General features: G+C 68.3%; 19 protein-coding genes. 13 read left to right on the top strand and 6 right to left on the bottom strand.

What is annotated here, in order from left to right:
• Positions 1-111 precede the first annotated feature (111 nt).
• Together pip and prmC are read right to left on the bottom strand one after the other, a co-directional pair.
• Positions 112-1053, bottom strand: coding sequence for a prolyl aminopeptidase (gene pip / locus C1925_RS04085; RefSeq protein WP_108767816.1), 942 nt, complete (start codon positions 1051-1053; stop codon positions 112-114).
• Between the two features lie 48 nt (positions 1054-1101).
• Positions 1102-1959, bottom strand: coding sequence for a peptide chain release factor N(5)-glutamine methyltransferase (gene prmC, locus C1925_RS04080; protein ID WP_108767815.1), 858 nt, complete (start codon positions 1957-1959; stop codon positions 1102-1104).
• Positions 1960-2313: 354 nt separating this feature from the next.
• Here prmC and ahpC point away from each other — a divergent pair, with 354 nt between their 5' ends.
• The 5 genes from ahpC (at position 2314) to C1925_RS04055 (ending at position 7272) form a co-directional block, all read left to right on the top strand.
• Positions 2314-2877, top strand: a complete 564-nt coding sequence (gene ahpC, locus C1925_RS04075; RefSeq protein ID WP_079220707.1) for an alkyl hydroperoxide reductase subunit C — start codon at positions 2314-2316, stop codon at positions 2875-2877.
• 228 nt (positions 2878-3105) lie between these two features.
• Complete coding sequence (gene ahpF, locus C1925_RS04070; RefSeq protein ID WP_108767814.1) at positions 3106-4698, top strand: alkyl hydroperoxide reductase subunit F; 1593 nt, start codon at positions 3106-3108, stop codon at positions 4696-4698.
• Between the two features lie 73 nt (positions 4699-4771).
• Entirely contained in the window at positions 4772-5737 is a 966-nt protein-coding gene (locus tag C1925_RS04065) for a LysR substrate-binding domain-containing protein (RefSeq protein WP_108767813.1), read from the top strand.
• Between the two features lie 123 nt (positions 5738-5860).
• Complete coding sequence (rnk, locus tag C1925_RS04060) at positions 5861-6265, top strand: nucleoside diphosphate kinase regulator (protein WP_079220704.1); 405 nt, start codon at positions 5861-5863, stop codon at positions 6263-6265.
• Between the two features lie 50 nt (positions 6266-6315).
• On the top strand, positions 6316-7272 hold the full coding sequence (locus C1925_RS04055; RefSeq protein WP_108748603.1) for a transaldolase: 957 nt from the start codon (positions 6316-6318) through the stop codon (positions 7270-7272).
• Between the two features lie 626 nt (positions 7273-7898).
• On the opposite strand, the gene msrA is transcribed toward C1925_RS04055, so the two are convergent.
• Both msrA and C1925_RS04040 read right to left on the bottom strand, forming a co-directional pair.
• Positions 7899-8564: a peptide-methionine (S)-S-oxide reductase MsrA gene (gene msrA / locus C1925_RS04045; RefSeq protein WP_174213535.1), complete on the bottom strand. Its 666-nt coding sequence runs from the start codon at positions 8562-8564 to the stop codon at positions 7899-7901.
• Between the two features lie 30 nt (positions 8565-8594).
• Positions 8595-8858 carry a DUF2007 domain-containing protein gene (locus C1925_RS04040; RefSeq protein ID WP_079220701.1) on the bottom strand — a complete coding sequence of 88 codons (264 nt, stop codon included), beginning with the start codon at positions 8856-8858 and terminating at the stop codon, positions 8595-8597.
• A 196-nt stretch (positions 8859-9054) separates the two neighbouring features.
• Here C1925_RS04040 and C1925_RS04035 point away from each other — a divergent pair, with 196 nt between their 5' ends.
• The 6 genes from C1925_RS04035 (at position 9055) to C1925_RS04015 (ending at position 14419) form a co-directional block, all read left to right on the top strand.
• The gene (locus C1925_RS04035; RefSeq protein WP_108767811.1) at positions 9055-10803 is read left to right on the top strand and encodes a glutamine--tRNA ligase/YqeY domain fusion protein; all 1749 of its coding nucleotides are present in this window, start codon (positions 9055-9057) and stop codon (positions 10801-10803) included.
• A 43-nt stretch (positions 10804-10846) separates the two neighbouring features.
• Entirely contained in the window at positions 10847-11497 is a 651-nt protein-coding gene (locus C1925_RS04030; RefSeq protein WP_108767810.1) for a hypothetical protein, read from the top strand.
• 50 nt (positions 11498-11547) lie between these two features.
• Entirely contained in the window at positions 11548-12273 is a 726-nt protein-coding gene (locus C1925_RS20880) for a DUF6348 family protein (protein ID WP_159097475.1), read from the top strand.
• A gap of 93 nt (positions 12274-12366) precedes the next feature.
• Positions 12367-12927 (top strand): nucleoside deaminase, encoded by a 561-nt coding sequence (locus C1925_RS04025; RefSeq protein ID WP_108767809.1) that lies wholly within the window; start codon positions 12367-12369, stop codon positions 12925-12927.
• Positions 12911-13978, top strand: coding sequence for a 23S rRNA (cytidine(2498)-2'-O)-methyltransferase RlmM (gene rlmM, locus C1925_RS04020; RefSeq protein ID WP_108767808.1), 1068 nt, complete (start codon positions 12911-12913; stop codon positions 13976-13978). Before C1925_RS04025 ends, rlmM begins: the two co-directional genes overlap by 17 nt.
• Positions 13979-14026: 48 nt before the next feature.
• Entirely contained in the window at positions 14027-14419 is a 393-nt protein-coding gene (locus C1925_RS04015; protein ID WP_108767807.1) for a hypothetical protein, read from the top strand.
• Between the two features lie 73 nt (positions 14420-14492).
• Here the strand turns inward: C1925_RS04015 and C1925_RS04010 are convergent, their stop codons facing one another.
• A complete protein-coding gene (locus C1925_RS04010; RefSeq protein WP_108767806.1) occupies positions 14493-15674 on the bottom strand; it encodes a UbiH/UbiF family hydroxylase in 1182 nt (393 codons plus the stop codon).
• Positions 15671-16879 (bottom strand): 2-octaprenyl-6-methoxyphenyl hydroxylase, encoded by a 1209-nt coding sequence (gene ubiH, locus C1925_RS04005; protein WP_108767805.1) that lies wholly within the window; start codon positions 16877-16879, stop codon positions 15671-15673. Before ubiH ends, C1925_RS04010 begins: the two co-directional genes overlap by 4 nt.
• Before the next feature lie 89 nt (positions 16880-16968).
• Here ubiH and C1925_RS04000 point away from each other — a divergent pair, with 89 nt between their 5' ends.
• Together C1925_RS04000 and C1925_RS03995 are read left to right on the top strand one after the other, a co-directional pair.
• A complete protein-coding gene (locus tag C1925_RS04000; RefSeq protein ID WP_108767804.1) occupies positions 16969-17553 on the top strand; it encodes a hypothetical protein in 585 nt (194 codons plus the stop codon).
• Between the two features lie 8 nt (positions 17554-17561).
• Positions 17562-18116, top strand: a complete 555-nt coding sequence (locus C1925_RS03995; RefSeq protein WP_108767803.1) for a cob(I)yrinic acid a,c-diamide adenosyltransferase — start codon at positions 17562-17564, stop codon at positions 18114-18116.
• Positions 18117-18121 lie beyond the last annotated feature (5 nt).

Here is an 18121-nt window from a genome sequence, read left to right as displayed (position 1 = left end):
TCAGAGCCCTTTCCATGGGAAAGGGATCCGACCCCTCGCCGGCCAGCGGCCGGCACTACCGAGTGCAGTAGATCCACGCCGTGCGTGGATGGGGATCCGATCCCGTGGGCATCAGGCGAAGCTGTCGGTGGCGCGCACCAGCGCGTCCACGTTCTCCGCTTCAAATGCGGAGTGGCCCGAGGCCGGGGTGATCTCGAGCCTGGCCTTCGACCAGACCTTGGTCAGGTCCCAGGCGTTGGCCAGCGGGCACACCACGTCGTAGCGGCCGTGCACGATCACGCCCGGAATATCGGCGATGCGGTGCGCGTCGCGCAGCAGCTGGTCTTCCACTTCGAAGAAACCGCCGTTGACGAAGTAGTGGTTCTCGATGCGGGCAAAGGCCAGCGCGAAATGCGGGTCTTCGTGGCTGTTGATGAAGTCATCATCGACATGCAGGAAGCTGGTTGCGCCTTCCCACACCGCCCAGGCCTTGGCTGCTTCCAGGCGCGTGATTTCGTCTTCGCTGGTCAGGCGGCGGTGGAAGGCCGAGATCAGGTCGTGGCGCTCCACGGCCGGGATCGGCTTCAGGTAGTGCTCCCACGCATCCGGGAACAGGCGGTTGGCACCTTCCTGGTAGAACCATTCCAGTTCCCAGCGGCGCAGCATGAAGATGCCGCGCAGGACCAGCTCGGTCACGCGCTGCGGATGGGTTTCGGCGTAGGCCAGGGCCAGGGTCGAACCCCAGCTGCCGCCGAACACCTGCCAGCGGTCCACCTTCAGGTGTTCGCGCAGCTTTTCGATATCGGCAACGAGGTCCCAGGTGGTGTTGTCCACCAGGTCCGCATGCGGGGTGGAACGGCCGGCGCCACGCTGGTCGAACAGGATGATGCGGTACTTCGACGGGTCGTGGAACTGGCGCATCTTGTCGCTGCAGCCGCCGCCCGGACCACCGTGCAGCATCACCACCGGCTTTCCGTCCGGGTTGCCGCACTGTTCGAAGTACAGCGTGTGGCGGTCGTCGACCTTCAGGGTGCCGACGTCGTAGGGGGTGATGGCGGGATACAGCGTACGCATGCTTGCAGCTCCAGGGTGATGCCCTGCCGAGGCAGGAGAACCTCCATTCTAGGCCGGGCGCTGGCCCAGGGTGATGCGGTCGCGCTGCTCCAGGTCCTGCGCGGTCCGCACCTGCGCATAGCCGGCCTGCTCGAACAGCGCGCGGATCGCCTCGCTCTGGTCCCAGCCGTGCTCGATCAGCAGCCAGCCGCCGGGCAGCAGGTGCGCCTGGCCGCCGGCGACGATGCGGCGGATGTCATCCAGCCCATCCACGCCGGACGCCAGCGCGGTGGCCGGTTCGAAACGCAGGTCGCCCTGCTGCAGGTGCGGGTCATCGCTGGCGATGTACGGCGGGTTGCTGGCGATCAGATCGAAGCGCTGGCCCTGCAGCGGCCCATACCAGTCGTGCCCGCCTTCGGCGAAGCGCACGTTGCCCAGTTCATGGCGGGCGGCATTGCGCGCGGCCATCGCCAGCGCGCCGTAGCTGGCGTCGGTGGCCAGCACCTGGGCCTGCGGGCGCTCGCTGGCCAGGGCCAGGGCAATGGCGCCGCTGCCGGTGCCGAGGTCGGCCACCTGCAGGTTGCGATCGGCCGGCAGGCGCTCCAGCGCCAGCTCGACCAGCAGCTCGGTTTCCGGGCGCGGAATCAGGGTGAAGGGGTCGACCTCCAGGTCCAGCGTCCAGAAGCCGCGGCGGCCGGTCAGGTAGGCCACCGGTTCGCCGGCCACACGGCGCGCCAGCAGGACCTCGAAGGCCGCCAGATCGGTGGCGGGCAGCGGATCGGTGGCGTGGGCGAACAGCCAGCTGCGCGGCCGGTCCAGCACGTGCAGCAGCAGCAGTTCGGCCTCGTGGCGGGCGTCGATGCCGCCGAGGCGGGCGCTGGCGTCGGCTACGGCCTGGCGCAGGGTGGGTTCTGTTTTGAAGGACATGCCTCAATTGTAGAGTCGAGCTTGCTCGACTGCGCCGGCAGAGCAGTCGAGCAAGCTCGACTCTACGGAGCGACGCAACCGAGCGCGGGCTCGGCTCTACAAACGCGGGATTCGTTCAGGTCCGGCGGGGCGGCATAAGGAGGGGCTATCGGCCCATCTTCACGGCCCGCCAAGTTTTCCCTTTCCATACAATCACTTGCAGGATGGCGGCGACCGGACTCATGGCAGGCTCATCACACTTCAATAGACTCGACCTATCAAATAGATGAAATCAATGCATTGTTCTTATCACTGATGAATCGGTAACCTAGCTCCTGTCGATTCACCCACTCCCCTTCACCCAGAGGAAAAACGATGTCCCTCATCAACACCCAGATCCAGCCGTTCGAAGCCAACGCCTACCACAACGGCGAGTTCATCAAGGTTTCCGATGCCAGCCTGAAGGGCCAGTGGTCCGTCCTGATCTTCATGCCGGCCGCCTTCACCTTCAACTGCCCGACCGAGATTGAAGACGCCGCCGAGCATTACGCCGAGTTCAAGAAGGCCGGTGCCGAGGTCTACATCGTCACCACCGACACCCACTTCTCGCACAAGGTGTGGCACGAAACCTCGCCGGCCGTCGGCAAGGCCCAGTTCCCGCTGGTCGGCGACCCGACCCACAAGCTGACCCGCGCCTTCGGCGTGCACATTGAAGAAGAAGGCCTGGCCCTGCGCGGCACCTTCATCATCAACCCGGAAGGCGTGATCAAGACCCTGGAGATCCACTCCAACGAGATCGCCCGTGACGTGTCCGAGACCCTGCGCAAGCTGAAGGCTGCCCAGTTCACCGCCGCCAACCCGAACCAGGTCTGCCCGGCCAAGTGGAAGGAAGGCGAGAAGACCCTGACCCCGTCGCTGGACCTGGTCGGCAAGATCTAAAGCAGGACCGGCCTGCCGCGGCCCCACGCCGCGGTGCGCTCCTCATCCCCGTGCCGGCCCCACGCCGGCGTGGGGGTGAACCCAAGACAGCCGAGCAAGCAAGCCATCGCTCGCCAGCCCCTTCCACAGCTGTCTCTGCTGCCTTGGGTTCACCCCTACCCCCTCGCTGGTCCGCTACCTTTCACAGCGGTGCCACGCCCCCTGTTTGCCTGAAGCCAGGAGAAGACCATGTTGGACGCCAACCTGCAGTCGCAGCTGAAGACCTATCTGGAGCGCGTGACCCGCCCGATCCAGATCACCGCGCACGCCGATGACGGTGCCAAGTCGCAGGAAATGCTGGAACTGCTGCAGACCCTGGAAAGCCTGTCGGACAGGATCTCGCTGCAGGTCCTGCGCGACGGCCAGGGCCGCGTGCCGTCCTTCGACCTCGGCACCCCGGGCCAGGACATCCACCTGACCTTCGCCGGCCTGCCGATGGGCCACGAGTTCACCTCGCTGGTGCTGGCCCTGCTGCAGGTCGGCGGCCACCCGTCCAAGGCCACCGCCGAGCTGATCGAGCAGGTGCAGAACCTGGAAGGCGACTACCGCTTCGAGACCTACTTCTCGCTGTCCTGCCAGAACTGCCCGGACGTGGTGCAGGCGCTGAACCTGGCCGCCGTGCTCAACCCGCGCATCCAGCACGTGGCCATCGACGGCGCGCTGTTCCAGGACGAAGTGGAGAAGCGCGAGATCATGTCCGTGCCCACCGTGTACCTCAACGGTGAAGTGTTCGACCAGGGCCGCATGACCCTGGAACAGATCGTGGCCAAGCTGGATACCAACGCCGGCAAGCGCGACGCCGAGAAGATCGCCGCCAAGGACGCCTTCGACGTGCTGGTGGTCGGCGGTGGCCCGGCCGGTGCCGCAGCGGCCATCTACGCCGCGCGCAAGGGCATCCGCACCGGCATCGCTGCCGAGCGTTTCGGTGGCCAGGTGCTGGACACGATGGCGATCGAGAACTTCATTTCGGTGAAGGAGACCGAGGGCCCGAAGCTGGCCACCGCGCTGGAACAGCACGTGCGCGAGTACGAGGTGGACATCATGGACCTGCAGCGCGCCACCGCGCTGGTGCCGGCCGGCGAAGACGGCCTGGTGCAGGTGCAGCTGGAAAACGGTGCGGTGCTGAAGTCGCGCTCGGTCATCCTCTCCACCGGCGCACGCTGGCGGCAGATGAATGTGCCGGGTGAGGACCAGTACCGCAACAAGGGCGTGGCCTACTGCCCGCACTGCGACGGCCCGCTGTTCAAGGGCAAGCGCGTGGCGGTGATCGGCGGCGGCAACTCCGGCGTGGAAGCGGCCATCGATCTGGCCGGCATCGTGTCGCATGTGACCCTGCTGGAGTTCGATTCCAGCCTGCGCGCCGATGAAGTGCTGCAGAAGAAGCTGCGCAGCCTGGGCAATGTGACCGTGCTGACCAGCGCGCAGACCACCGAAGTGCTCGGCGATGGCAGCCGCGTCACCGGCCTGGTCTACAAGGACCGCGTCGGCGGCGATGCCCACCGGGTCGAACTGGAAGGCATCTTCGTGCAGATCGGCCTGCTGCCCAACACCGAATGGCTGAAGGACAGCGTGGCGCTGTCGCCGCGTGGCGAGATCGTCATCGATGACCGCGGGCAGACCAACCTGCCGGGCGTGTTCGCCGCAGGCGATTGCACCACGGTACCCTACAAGCAGATCATCATCGCCATGGGCGCCGGTTCCACCGCGGCACTGAGCGCCTTCGACCACCTGATCCGTTCGTCCGTGAGCAAGGGCAGCGGCGCGGTGGCCGAGGCGGCCTGATCATTCGTTCCCAGGGTATCGGGGGCACCATTGCCTGCTGGGTAAGCCGGTCCGTTACCCCTGGGGTCTTACGATGAATCTTCGCGATCTGAAATACCTGGTGGCCCTGGCCGATCACAAGCACTTCGGCCGGGCCGCCGCGTCCTGTTTCGTCAGCCAGCCCACGCTGTCCACCCAGATCCGCAAGCTGGAAGAGGAGCTGGGCGTACCGCTGGTGGAACGCGCACCGCGCAAGGTGATGCTGACCCCGGCCGGGCAGGAAGCGGCGATGCGCGCACGGGTGATCGTGTCCGAAGTGGAACAGCTGAAGGAAGCGGCGCGACGCAGCCGCGACCCGGAAGCCGGTACGGTGCGCCTGGGGATCTTCCCGACCCTGGGCCCCTACCTGCTGCCGCATGTGATCCCGCGCATCCGCGACCGCTTCCCCGAACTGGAACTGCTGCTGGTCGAGGAAAAGAGCGACGTGCTGCTGGAGCGCCTGCGCGAAGGCAAGCTGGACGCCGCGCTGCTGGCGCTGCCGGTGATCGACGACCAGCTGCATGCCGAATTCCTGTTCGAGGAACCGTTCCTGCTGGCCGTGTCCGGCCGCCATCCGCTGGCCCGCCGCGAACACCTGGACGTGCAGGAGCTGGCCACGCAGAAACTGCTGCTGCTGGAAGACGGCCACTGCCTGCGTGACCAGGCGCTGGAAGTCTGCCGCCTGTTCGGCGCCAACGAGAAATCCGAATTCCGCGCCACCAGCCTGGAAACGCTGCGGCAGATGGTCGCCGCCGACGTCGGCATCACCCTGCTGCCGAGCCTGTCGGTGCAGCCGCCGGTGCCGCGTTCGAACAACATCCGCCTGCTCGACTTCACCGGCGAAGGCCGCCCCAGCCGGCGCATCGCCATGGTCTGGCGGCGCAGCTCGGCCATGCACGGCTTCCTGCTGGAGCTGGCCGACCAGTTCAAGCGCCTGCCGCAGGCACTGTTCACCCTCGATGCCGAGGGCGTGCCGGCCGGCGCAGCACCGGACGTGTCCGGCCCGCTGCTGAACGGCTGATCCGGCAGCGCCGGCGCGCTGTTGCGGCGGGAGTCGATTCCGGCCGCATTTGTCCCCACAATACAGTCAGGCGGCGCCAGGTGGTGCCGCCTTTTGCATGGCTTTCAATCAAGGAGCACCACCATGAACACCGCCAGCGGCCTGCCGCCGTCCATCACTGTGTCGACCTTCGACATGGACCGCCTCGAGGCCATGCTTGATTCGCCCGCGCTGAGCCAGACGCCTGCCGCGCTCGCGCTTGCCGAAGAACTCAACCGGGCCACCGTGCTGGCGCCGGACCAGATTCCCGAAGGCATCGTCATGATGCATTCGCGCGTGGAGTGCGAAGATGAAGTGTCGGGCGAGACGCATGTCCTGACCCTGGTCTTCCCCCGCGAAGCCAATGTCGATGAAGGCAAGGTTTCCGTGCTGGCCCCGGTCGGCAGCGCCCTGCTTGGCCTGGCCATCGGCCAGAGCATCGATTGGAACGCGCCCGGCGGCCGCAAGCTGCGCCTGCGCGTGACTGCGGTCCACAACGACCGTCCCTGATTACCGCTGCGCACCGCGCGCGATTCGATTTCCCTGCACCAGGAGCCGTAATGAGTACCCCGTCCAAACTGTCCCAGCTGCGCGAACTGTCGGTGGTTGTCGCCGATACCGGTGACTACGACGCGATCAAGCGCCTGCAGCCGGTGGATTGCACCACCAACCCGACCCTGGTGAAGAAGGCGCTGGACCTGCCGGTCTATGCCGAGCTGATCGAGCGCGAACTGGCCTGGGGCCGCCAGCAGGGCGGTGACCGCGAAGCCGTGGTGCACGCCGTAGCCGACCGCCTGACCATCGGCGTCGGCGCGCTGCTGAGCACGCTGGTGCCGGGCCGCGTGTCCACCGAAGTGGACGCCGACCAGGCCCACGACACCGAGGCCACCGTGGCCAAGGCCCGCCAGTTCATCCAGATGTACGCCGATGCCGGCGTGCCGCGCGAGAAGATCCTGATCAAGATCGCCGCGACCTGGGAAGGCGTGGAAGCCGCGCGCATCCTGCAGGCCGAGGGCATCGACTGCAACCTGACCCTGATCTTCAACCCGACCCAGGCCCTGGCCTGCAGCGAAGCCGGCGCGTTCCTGATCTCGCCGTTCGTCGGCCGCATCCTGGACTGGTACGTGGCCAACGGCCAGACCCCGGCCAACATCGACGAAGACCCGGGCGTGAAGTTCGTGCGCGGCGTGTATGCCGAATTCAAGCGCCGCGGTTCGCCGACGGTGGTGATGGGTGCCTCGTTCCGTTCGACCGCGCAGATCGAAGCGCTGGCCGGCTGCGACCGCCTGACGATTTCGCCGGACCTGCTGGAGAAGCTGGACGCCGACCACGGCGAGCTGCCGCGCAAGCTGGTGGCCGGTGCGGCCGACGGCGTGGCGGTCACTCCGATCGACGCGGCGAAGTTCGCGGCGGACCTGGCGGCGGACCCGATGGCGACCGAGAAGCTGGCGACGGGTATCGATGCGTTTGCCAAGGATCTGCAGGCGCTGCGCGAGCGGATCCGCTCGGAACTGTGATTGCGGCGAACGGCTGAGCCCCTCGTGGCGGGCTGTTCGGCTGGGTAGAGTCGACCGTTGGTCGACTGACTGCAAGAGCAACAGCCGCGCTGGGTCTTGCGGTTGGCAGGGCGGGTGGGCCGTGCAGGGGACGCTGCAAGTACGTCCATGTAAGCTCGGTCGCCGCATCCATGCGGCTCACGTCCCTGCACGACCCACCCGCCCTGCCTTCGACAGTTTCCTGTGGCCGCCCGCCACGGAAGAAAGAAAGAAGAGCAAACGCGGGTCGCGCGCTTCGCTTGCTCGCAGCGGAGCATGGCTCCGCTCTACAAAGGCATTGCAGAACCAAAGAAAAAGGACGCGGCGAAAGCCGCGTCCTTTTTCTTTTCCATCAGTTCGTCAGAAACCCAATGCTCTTGCCCACCGTCACCGGGAAACTGTCGGGGGTGGGGCGGTGTGGGTTGGCAGGACCGTTGGCGCCATGGATGGCGCCATCGAGCCCCCAAGGATGGGTTTACGGCGTGTCCTGGCAACCCACACCGCCCCACCCAACCATCAGCAACCCAGAGCCGCTTTGTAGTTCAGCCGACTAACAGTCGGCTCTACCAGGCTGTGGCTTCTGCCCGCCGCAGGCGGACCTCCGCGCGTCAGCGCGGGGCCTCCACATCCAGCCCGATCGGGCAGCTCACGCCGGTGCCACCAATCCCGCAATACCCGTTCGGGTTCTTCGCCAGATACTGCTGGTGGTAATCCTCGGCGTAGTAGTACTCCGGTGCCGGATACACGATCTCGGTGGTGATCGGCCCGTAGCCGGACGCGTTCAGCTGCGCCTGGTAGGCCTCGCGGCTGGCCAGCGCCGCCGCGTACTGCGCCTCGTCGGTGGCGTGGATCGCCGAGCGGTACTGGGTGCCCGTGTCGTTGCCCTGGCGCATGCCCTGGGTCGGGTCGTGGCTTTCCCAGAACAGCTGCATCAGCCGCTCCAGGCTCACCACCGCCGGGTCGAACACCACCTGCACCACCTCGGTGTGGCCGGTCAGGCCCGAGCAGACCTCTTCATAGGTCGGGTTCGGGGTAACGCCACCGGCATAGCCGACCGAGGTGCTGTACACGCCCGGCTCGGTCCAGAACTTGCGCTCGGCGCCCCAGAAGCAACCCAGCGCGAAGCGGATCTGCTGCAGGCCGGCGAAGCGGTCCTTCAGCGGATGGCTGTTCACGAAGTGCTGGTTGCTGTGCAGCGGCAGCGGCTGGTCGCGGCCCGGCAGCGCCTCTTCCGGGCGCGGCAGGCGCTGCTTGAAGGCCCCGATGCCGAGGATGCCCTGGCTGATTCCCAACATGATGCGCTCCTACGCCGGCTGTCCGGCCCAATCGTCTGCGTCTGAAATGGGGTCGGACGGGCCCTGGCCCAAGTCCAACGCGGCGATGATCTCCTCGGCCTGCGGCCGCGCCACGTCGGGGATGCCGACCCGCAGCACGCCGAACAGCGGCAGCTCGCCCATGCCGCCCAGCAGCTGCTCGCCGAACACGAACGCGGGGATGCCGGCATCCTCCAGCGCGTGCTTGACCAGGTGGGCGTCGAACAGATTGTCGGCCTTGTACACGATGTGCATGGGCGGCTCCTCGGGACAGGGGTCCAGCATACGCCCGGGGGCTGAATGCCGGCGGTGAGTTCGCCGGCCAGCGGCCGGCGCTACCAGAAGATGGCGGTAGTGCCGGCCGCTGGCCGGCAACCGCAGACGCCACCGGGCAGCCCCGCCCCTGACGCGCTAAACTGTTGGTCTTTCTGCCTTTCTCTTTCGCCGACTCATGTCCGAGCACACCCCCGCCAGCCCCGAGACCCCCGCCGACAGCCACGAGAAGCGCGATTTCATCCGCCAGATCGTGCGCGAGGACCTGGCCAGCGGTAAGCACCAGGCGATCAAGACCCGCTTCCCGCCCGAGCCGAACGGCTACCTGCACATCGGCCATGCCAAGTCGATCTGCCTGAACTTCGGCCTGGCCGGTGAGTTCAGCGGCGTCTGCAACCTGCGCTTCGACGACACCAACCCGGCCAAGGAAGACCCCGAGTACGTGGCCGCCATCCAGGACGACGTGCGCTGGCTGGGTTTCAGCTGGAACGAGCTGCGCCACGCCTCGGATTACTTCCAGACCTATTACCTGGCCGCCGAGAAGCTGATCGAGCAGGGCAAGGCCTACGTCTGCGACCTGTCGGCCGAGGAAGTGCGCGCCTACCGCGGCACCCTCACCGAGCCGGGCCGTCCGTCGCCGTGGCGCGACCGCAGCGTCGAGGAAAACCTCGACCTGTTCCGCCGCATGCGTGCCGGTGAATTCCCGGACGGTGCGCGCACCGTGCGCGCCAAGATCGACATGGCCAGCGGCAACATCAACCTGCGCGATCCGGCCCTGTACCGCATCAAGCATGTCGAGCACCAGAACACCGGCAACGCGTGGCCGATCTACCCGATGTACGACTTCGCGCATGCACTGGGCGACTCCATCGAGGGCATCACCCACTCGCTGTGCACGCTGGAATTCGAAGACCACCGCCCGCTGTACGACTGGTGCGTGGACAACGTCGATTTCGCCCATGACGACGCGCTGACCCAGCCGCTGGTCGACGCCGGCCTGCCGCGCGAAGCCGCCAAGCCGCGCCAGATCGAGTTCTCGCGCCTGAACATCAACTACACGGTGATGAGCAAGCGCAAGCTGATGGCGCTGGTCACCGAACAGCTGGTGGACGGCTGGGAAGACCCGCGCATGCCGACCCTGCAGGGCCTGCGTCGCCGCGGCTACACCCCGGCAGCGATGCGCCTGTTCGCCGAGCGCGTGGGCATCAGCAAGCAGAATTCGCTGATCGATTTCAGCGTGCTCGAAGGCGCGCTGCGCGAGGACCTGGACAGTGCCGCCGCGCGCCGCATGGCCGTCATCGATCCGGTGAAGCTGGTGCTGACCAACCTCGACGAAGGCCACGAAGAGCAGCTGACCTTCAGCAACCACCCCAAGGACGAAAGCTTCGGCAGCCGCCAGGTGCCGTTCGCACGCGAACTGTGGATCGACCGCGAGGACTTCGCCGAAGTGCCGCCCAAGGGCTGGAAGCGCCTGGTGCCGGGCGGCGAAGTGCGCCTGCGTGGCGCCGGCATCATCCGCTGCGATGAAGTGATCAAGGATGCCGACGGCACCATCACCGAGCTGCGCGGCTGGCTGGATCCGGAATCGCGTCCGGGCATGGAAGGCGCCAACCGCAAGGTCAAGGGCACCATCCACTGGGTCAGCGCCGTGCACGCCGTGCCGGCCGAGATCCGCCTGTACGACCGCCTGTTCTCGGTGCCGAACCCGGACGACGAGTCGGAAGGCAAGACCTACCGCGACTACCTCAACCCGGAATCGCGCCGCACCGTCACCGGCTACGTCGAGCCGGCCGCGGCCAGCGCCACCCCTGAGCAGTCGTTCCAGTTCGAGCGCACCGGCTACTTCGTCGCCGACCGCCGCGACCACACCGAAGCCAAGCCGGTGTTCAACCGCAGCGTGACCCTGCGCGACACCTGGTCGGCCTGAGGACCTGCGCGGGCGCCGGGATGGCGCCCGCACACTGCCGACAATGATCACCGCCCTCTCCGCCCTGCTCTGGTTCACGTCGCAGCATCCGCTGCTGACGTTCTTTGCAGCGATGGTGCTGGCGGTGCTGGTCTCGTGGTGGCGGCGCGCTCCCGGCTACGCCATCGTGGTGTTCCCGCTGGCGATGCTCAACATCTTCCTCGGCAGCTTCCTCAACGCCACCTTCCTCAATGCGGTGGGCGAGCGCGGTGAAGCGGTGATCGTCAACGCCGAGGAAACCAACTCCACGCTCAACGAACAGTACATCTGGCGCTACGAGGCGGTGCTGCGCACCGCCGAGGGCCGCGATGTGGAGGTGGTGTTCCATACCAACACCGCAACGCTGTGGCCGCTGGAAAACACCATCCGCATCCCGGCGCGCGACCAGCCGTTCGTGGTGAAGTACACGCCGGGTTTCCCGCGCAACTTCGTCATCCTCACCAACGAATCACCGCACGGCATCGCCCAGGCCCGCGCTCGTGCGCGCGAACGGGTGGAAGTAGCCGCGCGCAAGCTGCATTTCAGCCCGGACAACGCCGGGTTCCGCGCCGACTATCGACGCGAGCTGGAAACCTGGCTGCGCGACCACGGCAACGACCCGCAGCAGCAGTCGGATGCACGGCGATATCGCGCCGAACTCGACGCCCTTCGCTGATGCCAGGCACCGCCTGGCTGTCCCCCACCGCTCCAGGCAGGCCCTTCGACATGACCGCTTCCGCCAATGCCCTCCTTCCGCTGCTCCAGCAGGTACTGCTGGGCCGTGATATCGCCTGCGCCCTCGACGGCGACGAGCTGGTGCTGGACAGCGGCCTGCGCCTGAGCGCGCACCCGGTGGGTGCCGAGCCGCGCGACAACGGCGGCTGGCAGACCTCCACGGTGATCGAGGCGCGCCATCCGGACCTGTTCGCCGACGGCCTGTTCGAATACCAGCACGCCGCCGGCGACAGCCAGCAGGAGGCCGCGCTGTCCGGCTTCGATAACTGGGTGCGGGTCGACCTGGCCACCCTGCAGGCGGCCATCGGTGCCGACGACGCCCCCGAGCTGCAGATGCTGACCCTGCGCTACGGCGCCGAGGAAACCGGAACGCCACTGGCGCGCGCGGTGGTGCTGGGCCCGCTGGCCCACTACCGCGGCGAGCCGGCCGACGACGCTGCCGCCTGCAGTGAGGACGACCACGGCTCCTGCCCGTGCTGCCTGTTCACCCAGAGCCTGGAGGCCTTCAACGACCTGCTGAAGACCCGCCAGTTCCTCGGCATCCGCCTGTTTGCTTCGCGCGATGCGGACGGCCAGTGCGAGGCCGACTGCCGCGTCAACGGCCATGACTTCCCCGCCGCCCTGCCCCTGCTGCGCGCCTACGCCGCACGCTGGCCGCAGGCCGGGCTGGAGTTCCGCAAGCAGTACGTGGTGGTCCGCACCGACCTGGACGACTGAGCAGACACCCCCGGTGCACCCGGCTGCCGCTACACTGCGCGCCGGTTACCGAAGCCGCCGCACCACTTCATCTTCCACACGAGGCACCCCGCGATGCTGTACGCGCAAGTCCACCTGACCCTACCCGCCTGGATCCACGACCAGATCGACCTGGATCGTCGCTATCCCGGCGATGAGGCCAAGGTCGCGCTGGCCATCGCACTGTCGCGGCTGAACATCGAGCACGCCAGTGGCGGCCCGTTCGGCGCGGTGGTGTTTGGCCCGGAAGACAAGGTGATCGCCGCTGGCGTGAACCGGGTGATGCCGCATGCGACCTCGCTGGCGCATGCCGAGAACATGGCCTACATGCTGGCCCAGCAGCGCCTGCAGACGCCACGCCTGAACGCCGTGCTGTCGCCGATCACCCTGGCCACCAGCTCGCAGCCGTGCTGCCAGTGCTACGGCGCGACCGTATGGGCCGGCATCGACCGCCTGCTGATCGGCGCCAGCGCGACCGATGTGGAAGAACTGACCCCGTTCGATGAAGGCCCGCTGCCCGCCGACTGGGTCGGCGAGCTCAACAAGCGCGGCATCGACGTCGTGCAGGGTCTGAACCGTGATGATGCGCGCAGCGTGCTGCGTGCCTATGGAGAGAGTGATGGCGCCCGTTACTGAGGCAGGTATCGGCCTGCTGTGCCTGTGCCGCCAGGGCTTCGAGCCCGAGCTGGCCGGCGAACTGCAGTTCCGTGCCGGCGAAGCCGGTTTCGCCGGCTATGCGCGCACCCAGCGCAATGATGGCTACGTGCTGTTCATGTGCGACGAAGCCGCCGGACTGGCCCCGCGCCTGCGCTGGCGCGAGCTGATCTTCGCCCGGCAGAAGCTGGTGGTGCTGGCCGAACTGCCGCAGCTGGACCCGGCCGACCGCATCACCCCGATGCTGGAGGTGCTGGCCGATGCGCCGCGTTTCGGCGACCTGTGGGTGGAACACCCCGATTCGGACGCCGGCAAGCCGCTGTCCGGGCTGGCCCGCGCCTTCGGCAACGCGCTGCGCCCGGCGCTGCGCAAGGCCGGCAAGCTGACCGACAAGCCCAATGCGCGCCTGCCGCGCCTGCATGTGGTGTTCGTTGATGGCACCCATGCCTTCGTCTGCGTGGCCGACCCGGCCGACAGCGCACCGTGGGCGCTGGGCATCCCGCGCCTGAAGCTGCTGCCCGAAGCGCCCTCGCGTTCGGCGCTGAAGCTGGACGAAGCGCTGCTGACCCTGCTGACCCCGGAAGAGCGCGAAACGCTGGCCAAGCCCGGCATGCGCGCGGCGGACCTCGGTGCCGCACCGGGCGGCTGGACCTGGGTGCTGACCCGCCAGCACATGCACGTGCTGAGCATCGACAACGGCCCGCTGCGCCAGCATGTGCTGGACACCGGCCTGGTCGAGCACCTGCGCGCCGATGGTTTCCACTGGCACCCGGACCAGCCGCTGGACTGGATGGTCTGCGACATGGTCGAGCAGCCGCGCCGCGTGGCCGAGCGCATGGCCACCTGGTTCCGCGAAGGCTGGTGCAGGCACGCGATCTTCAACCTGAAGCTGCCGATGAAGAAGCGCTGGGACGAAACCCGGCTGTGCCTGGACCTGTTCCAGGAGCAGGCCGGCAAGCCGCTGGTGGTGCGTGCCAAGCAGCTCTACCACGACCGCGAAGAGATCACGGTGCTGGCCTCGCCGCTGCGCTGAGACACGATGTCCGCCGGGCATGCCCGGCGCTACCGGGAACACGACTGCATGCACTTTCGACTGATTCCACTCCTGATGGTCCTGCTGCCGGCGGCTGCGTCGGCGCAGGTGGCCCTGCCCCAGCCGGCACAGAGCGCACCGCTGCGCGACGACAGCGGCGTGGTCCGCCAGCAGTCACTGGCCAGTGGCCGGGTGACCGGCAGCGTCGACATCGCCGTGCCGCTGGGCGAAACGCCGGTGACGGTGCGCTCGGTCAGCCCGGCCAGCGTGGTCGGGCAGTACCGCATCCACTTCGCCGCACTGGATGTGGACGGCGATGGTTTCATCAGCCGCGACGAGGCACAGGCCAACCCGGCGCTGGCCGATGAGTTCACCTCGCTGGACGTGAAGCACCGCGGCAAGCTGGACCGCACCGACCTGGCCGGCTGGCTGATCGACTGATCCGCCTTCGCGATCTTCATCCACGCATGGCGTGGATCTACTGAAACGACGGCGTAGCGCCGGGGCATTCCGCTTAGACGCCTGCCGCGCGCTTCCAGAATGCCTGCACCAGCGGCGGCCACTTGCCGACGCAGCCCAGCGCGCGGCCGCGGGCCAGGGTCAGGTGCATTTCGTCGTTGGAAAACAGGCGGTTGATCGCATCGAAGCTGTAGGCGGCAATCTGGTTGTCGCTGCGCCGTTCGCGCGCCCAGCGCTGCAGGCGCTGCGGTGAAAGCCGCGGCTGGCCACGGCGCTCGACCGACGGCGCCAGCCACTGCTGCAGGGCGGCGACATCGCGCAGCCCCAGGTTCACGCCCTGCCCGGCCAGCGGGTGCACCACGTGCGCGGCATCGCCCAGCGCCAGCACGCGACCCGCCACGTAGTGACGGGCCAGCTGCCGGCGCAGCGGGAACGCCGCGCGCGGCGAGGCCAGGCGCAGTTCGCCCAGGCGCGCGGCGAAGGCACGGGTCAGTTCGCGGTTGAAGGCGACTTCGTCCAAGGCGAGCACGCGTGCGGCCTCGTCCTCGGGCAGGGTCCAGACAATCGAGCTGCGGCGCTCGGCCACCGGCAGCAGGGCCAGCGGCCCGGTGGGCAGGAAGCGCTGCCAGGCGGTGGCCTGGTTCGGCAGTTCGCTGTCCACATAGGCCACCACGCCACGCTGGTGGTAATCGTGGCGCTCGACCTCGATCCCGGCCAGTTGGCGAAGGGTTGATTCGGCACCATCGGCGGCCACGGCCAGCGCGGCATCCAGGCGACGGCCATCGTCCAGGCGCAGGCGCACGCCGTCTTCGTCCTGCTCCAGCGCTTCCACCCGCGCCGGGCAGTGCAGCTGCACACCGGCGGCCGGCAGCGCCGCCCACAGGCGGTCCTGCAGCAGGCCGTTCTCGACGATGTAGCCCAGCTCGCGACGACCGAAGCGGTCGGCGTCGAACAACAGATCCTCGCCACCGGCCGCATCCCATACCTGCATGCGCCGGTACGGCCAGGCACGGGCCTGGGCGATCGACGGCCACACGCCGAGGCGCTGCAGCAGCTGCACGTTGTCGGCGGCGAAGGCGAACACGCGCAGGTCCGGCTGCATGGTCTGCCACGGCGACGGCTCGCGGCCTTCCACCAGGGCGACCGACAGACCGGCATCGGCCAGCGCCAGCGCACAGGCGGCACCGACCACGCCACCGCCGACGATGGCCACGTCCAGGCGCATGCGGCGACTCATGCGGCCTCCCCACGGCACAGGCGCGGCACATCACCGCGGAAACCCATCGCGCCGCCGACCAGCATCGACTGCACCGACGCGCGTTGCGCGGCGACCAGGCCCAGGCTGCGCAGCGGCCGCAGCAGCGGCGCCGGGTTGCTGGTCAGCCGGGCCAGGCCACCGGAGAACGCCACCGTCTGCCGGCGGTCCTCTTCGCGGCGGGCCACGTAGGCCTGCAGCAGGCCATCGCTGCCGGCATCACCGCCCGCGTCTTCCAGCAGCTCGGCCAGGGTCAGCGCATCGCGCAGGCCCAGGTTGAAACCCTGCGCGCCCAACGGATGGATGGTCTGCGCGGCATTGCCCAGCAGCACCGTGCGCTGCCCGGCCAGCGCGCGCGCCAGCACCTGGATCAGCGGATAGGCACTGCGCGGACCGGATTCAAGCAGGCGCCCGGCACGCCAGCCGAGCGCATTCTGCAGGCGCTGCAGCCAGGCGGCATCGTCCAGCGCCATCACCGCCTCGGCCTGGTCACGGGCCACGCCGTGCACGCAGCCGTAGTGGCGGTCACCACGCGGCAGCAGCGCCGTCGGGCCGGTGTCGGTGAAACGCTCCCAGGCACTGCCATCGGGCGCACGCTGGCTGCGCACACGGGCGACGAACAGGGTCTGCAGGAAATCATGGCGGTCGACGTCGATGCCCAATGCCTCGCGCACGCCGCTGGCGGTACCGTCGGCACCGACCACCAGCCGCGCCTGCAGCGCGCGCTCGCCGCCCTCGTCGGCCACGCGCACCTGGCGATGGCCGTCGATCACTTCGCCCAGGGCGAGGAAACGCATCGGCCGGTAACGGTGCAGGCGCGGCAGTTCCTGCAGCCGCGCTTCCAGCGCCTGGCCGAAATCGCGCGCCACCACCACCTGGCCGAACCACGGCCGGTCGTAATCGGCCGCGTCGAGCTGGACCCGGCCGAAATCCCCGGCGCGGCTGACATGGATGCGGCGGATCGGGCCGGGCGCCATCGCCAGCTTCTGCATCACCCCCAGCGCGGTCAGCGCATTGACGGTGGCGGCGGCGAAGCTGAGGTTGCGCTGGTCGAACACCGCCGGCAGTTCGCCGGCCGGGCTGGCCTCGAGCAGGCCCACGTCCAGGCCCAGCCGGTCCAGGGCGATGGCCAGGCTGGCTCCCACCAGACCGCCACCGACGATCAGCACGTCATGTCGTTCACTCATGAGCCAATGATACGCGCTCGCCGCCGGGCCCTGCGCCAACCCGCGCGGCGGGCTAGAATGAAAGCTGAATCCGCTCCGGGCCCGCTGCCATGTCCGACACCGCCAACCGCGCCTTTGTCCTCTCCGTGCTTGTGCTGTTGCTGGCGGCGACCCGGGTCAACCACTTCGCAGCCATCCCCGATGCATCCTGGGCGGTGTTCTTCATCGGTGGCTTCTACCTGGCGCGCTGGACGCGCTGGGCCTTCCCGCTGCTGATGGTCTTCGCGGTGCTGGTGGACTGGATCGTGATCCGCAGCAGCGGCCTGGATTTCTGGCAGCACTACTGCGTCTCGCCGGGTTACTGGCTGCTGCTGCCGGCGTACTTCTCGCTGTGGGCCGGTGGCCTGCTGCTGGGCCGCAACTACCACGGCGCGCGCTGGTCGACCCTGGGCAAGGGCGCGCTGCTGCTGGTGGCCTCGGTGGCCCTGTGCCACCTGCTCGCACAGGGCGGCTTCTACTGGACCACCCGCAACGTGGCCGAGCCGACGGTGGCCGGCTGGGCGCAGAACTACGCGCAGTGGTTCGGCCCCTACCTGCGCACCACGGCCATCTACGTGGCGCTGGCCGCGGCCCTGCAGCTGGCGGTCGAGCAGGTGCTGAAGCTGCAGCAGGCCCGCCGCGACATCCAGCACTGAGCCATCGCATGGGCCATCGTCTTTCGCGCATCTACACCCGTACCGGCGATGACGGCAGCACCGGCCTCGGCGATGGCAGCCGGGTCGGCAAGGACGACCTGCGCGTGGCCTCGTACGGCACGGTGGATGAAGCCAACGCCGCGCTCGGCCTGCTGCTGGCCACGGCGCTGCCCGACGACGTGCGGGCGCTGGTGGTCCACCTGCAGCACCAGTTGTTCGACCTGGGCGCCGAGCTGTGCGTGCCGGGCCATGCCGCCATCCACGCCGCCGACATCTCGGCGCTGGAACAGCAGCTGGATCATTACAACGCCGACCTGCCGATGCTGAAGGAATTCATCCTGCCGGCCGGCGGCGAAGCAGCCGCGCGCTGCCACCTGGCACGCACCATCGTGCGCCGGGCCGAGCGTGAGACCGTCGCCCTGGCGCGGGTGGAAAGCGTGCGCAGCGAAGCCCTGCAGTACCTCAACCGGCTGTCCGACCTGCTGTTCGTGCTGTCGCGGGTACTGGCCCGTGCCGATGGCCACGGCGAGGCGCTGTGGCAGCCGCAGCACCGGCAGCGCTGACCACC

The organism is Stenotrophomonas sp. SAU14A_NAIMI4_5 (genome assembly GCF_003086795.1).
Taxonomy (GTDB): domain Bacteria; phylum Pseudomonadota; class Gammaproteobacteria; order Xanthomonadales; family Xanthomonadaceae; genus Stenotrophomonas.
Note: the sequence above shows the minus strand (reverse complement) of the source record. Positions and strands in the feature narration are given on the sequence as shown.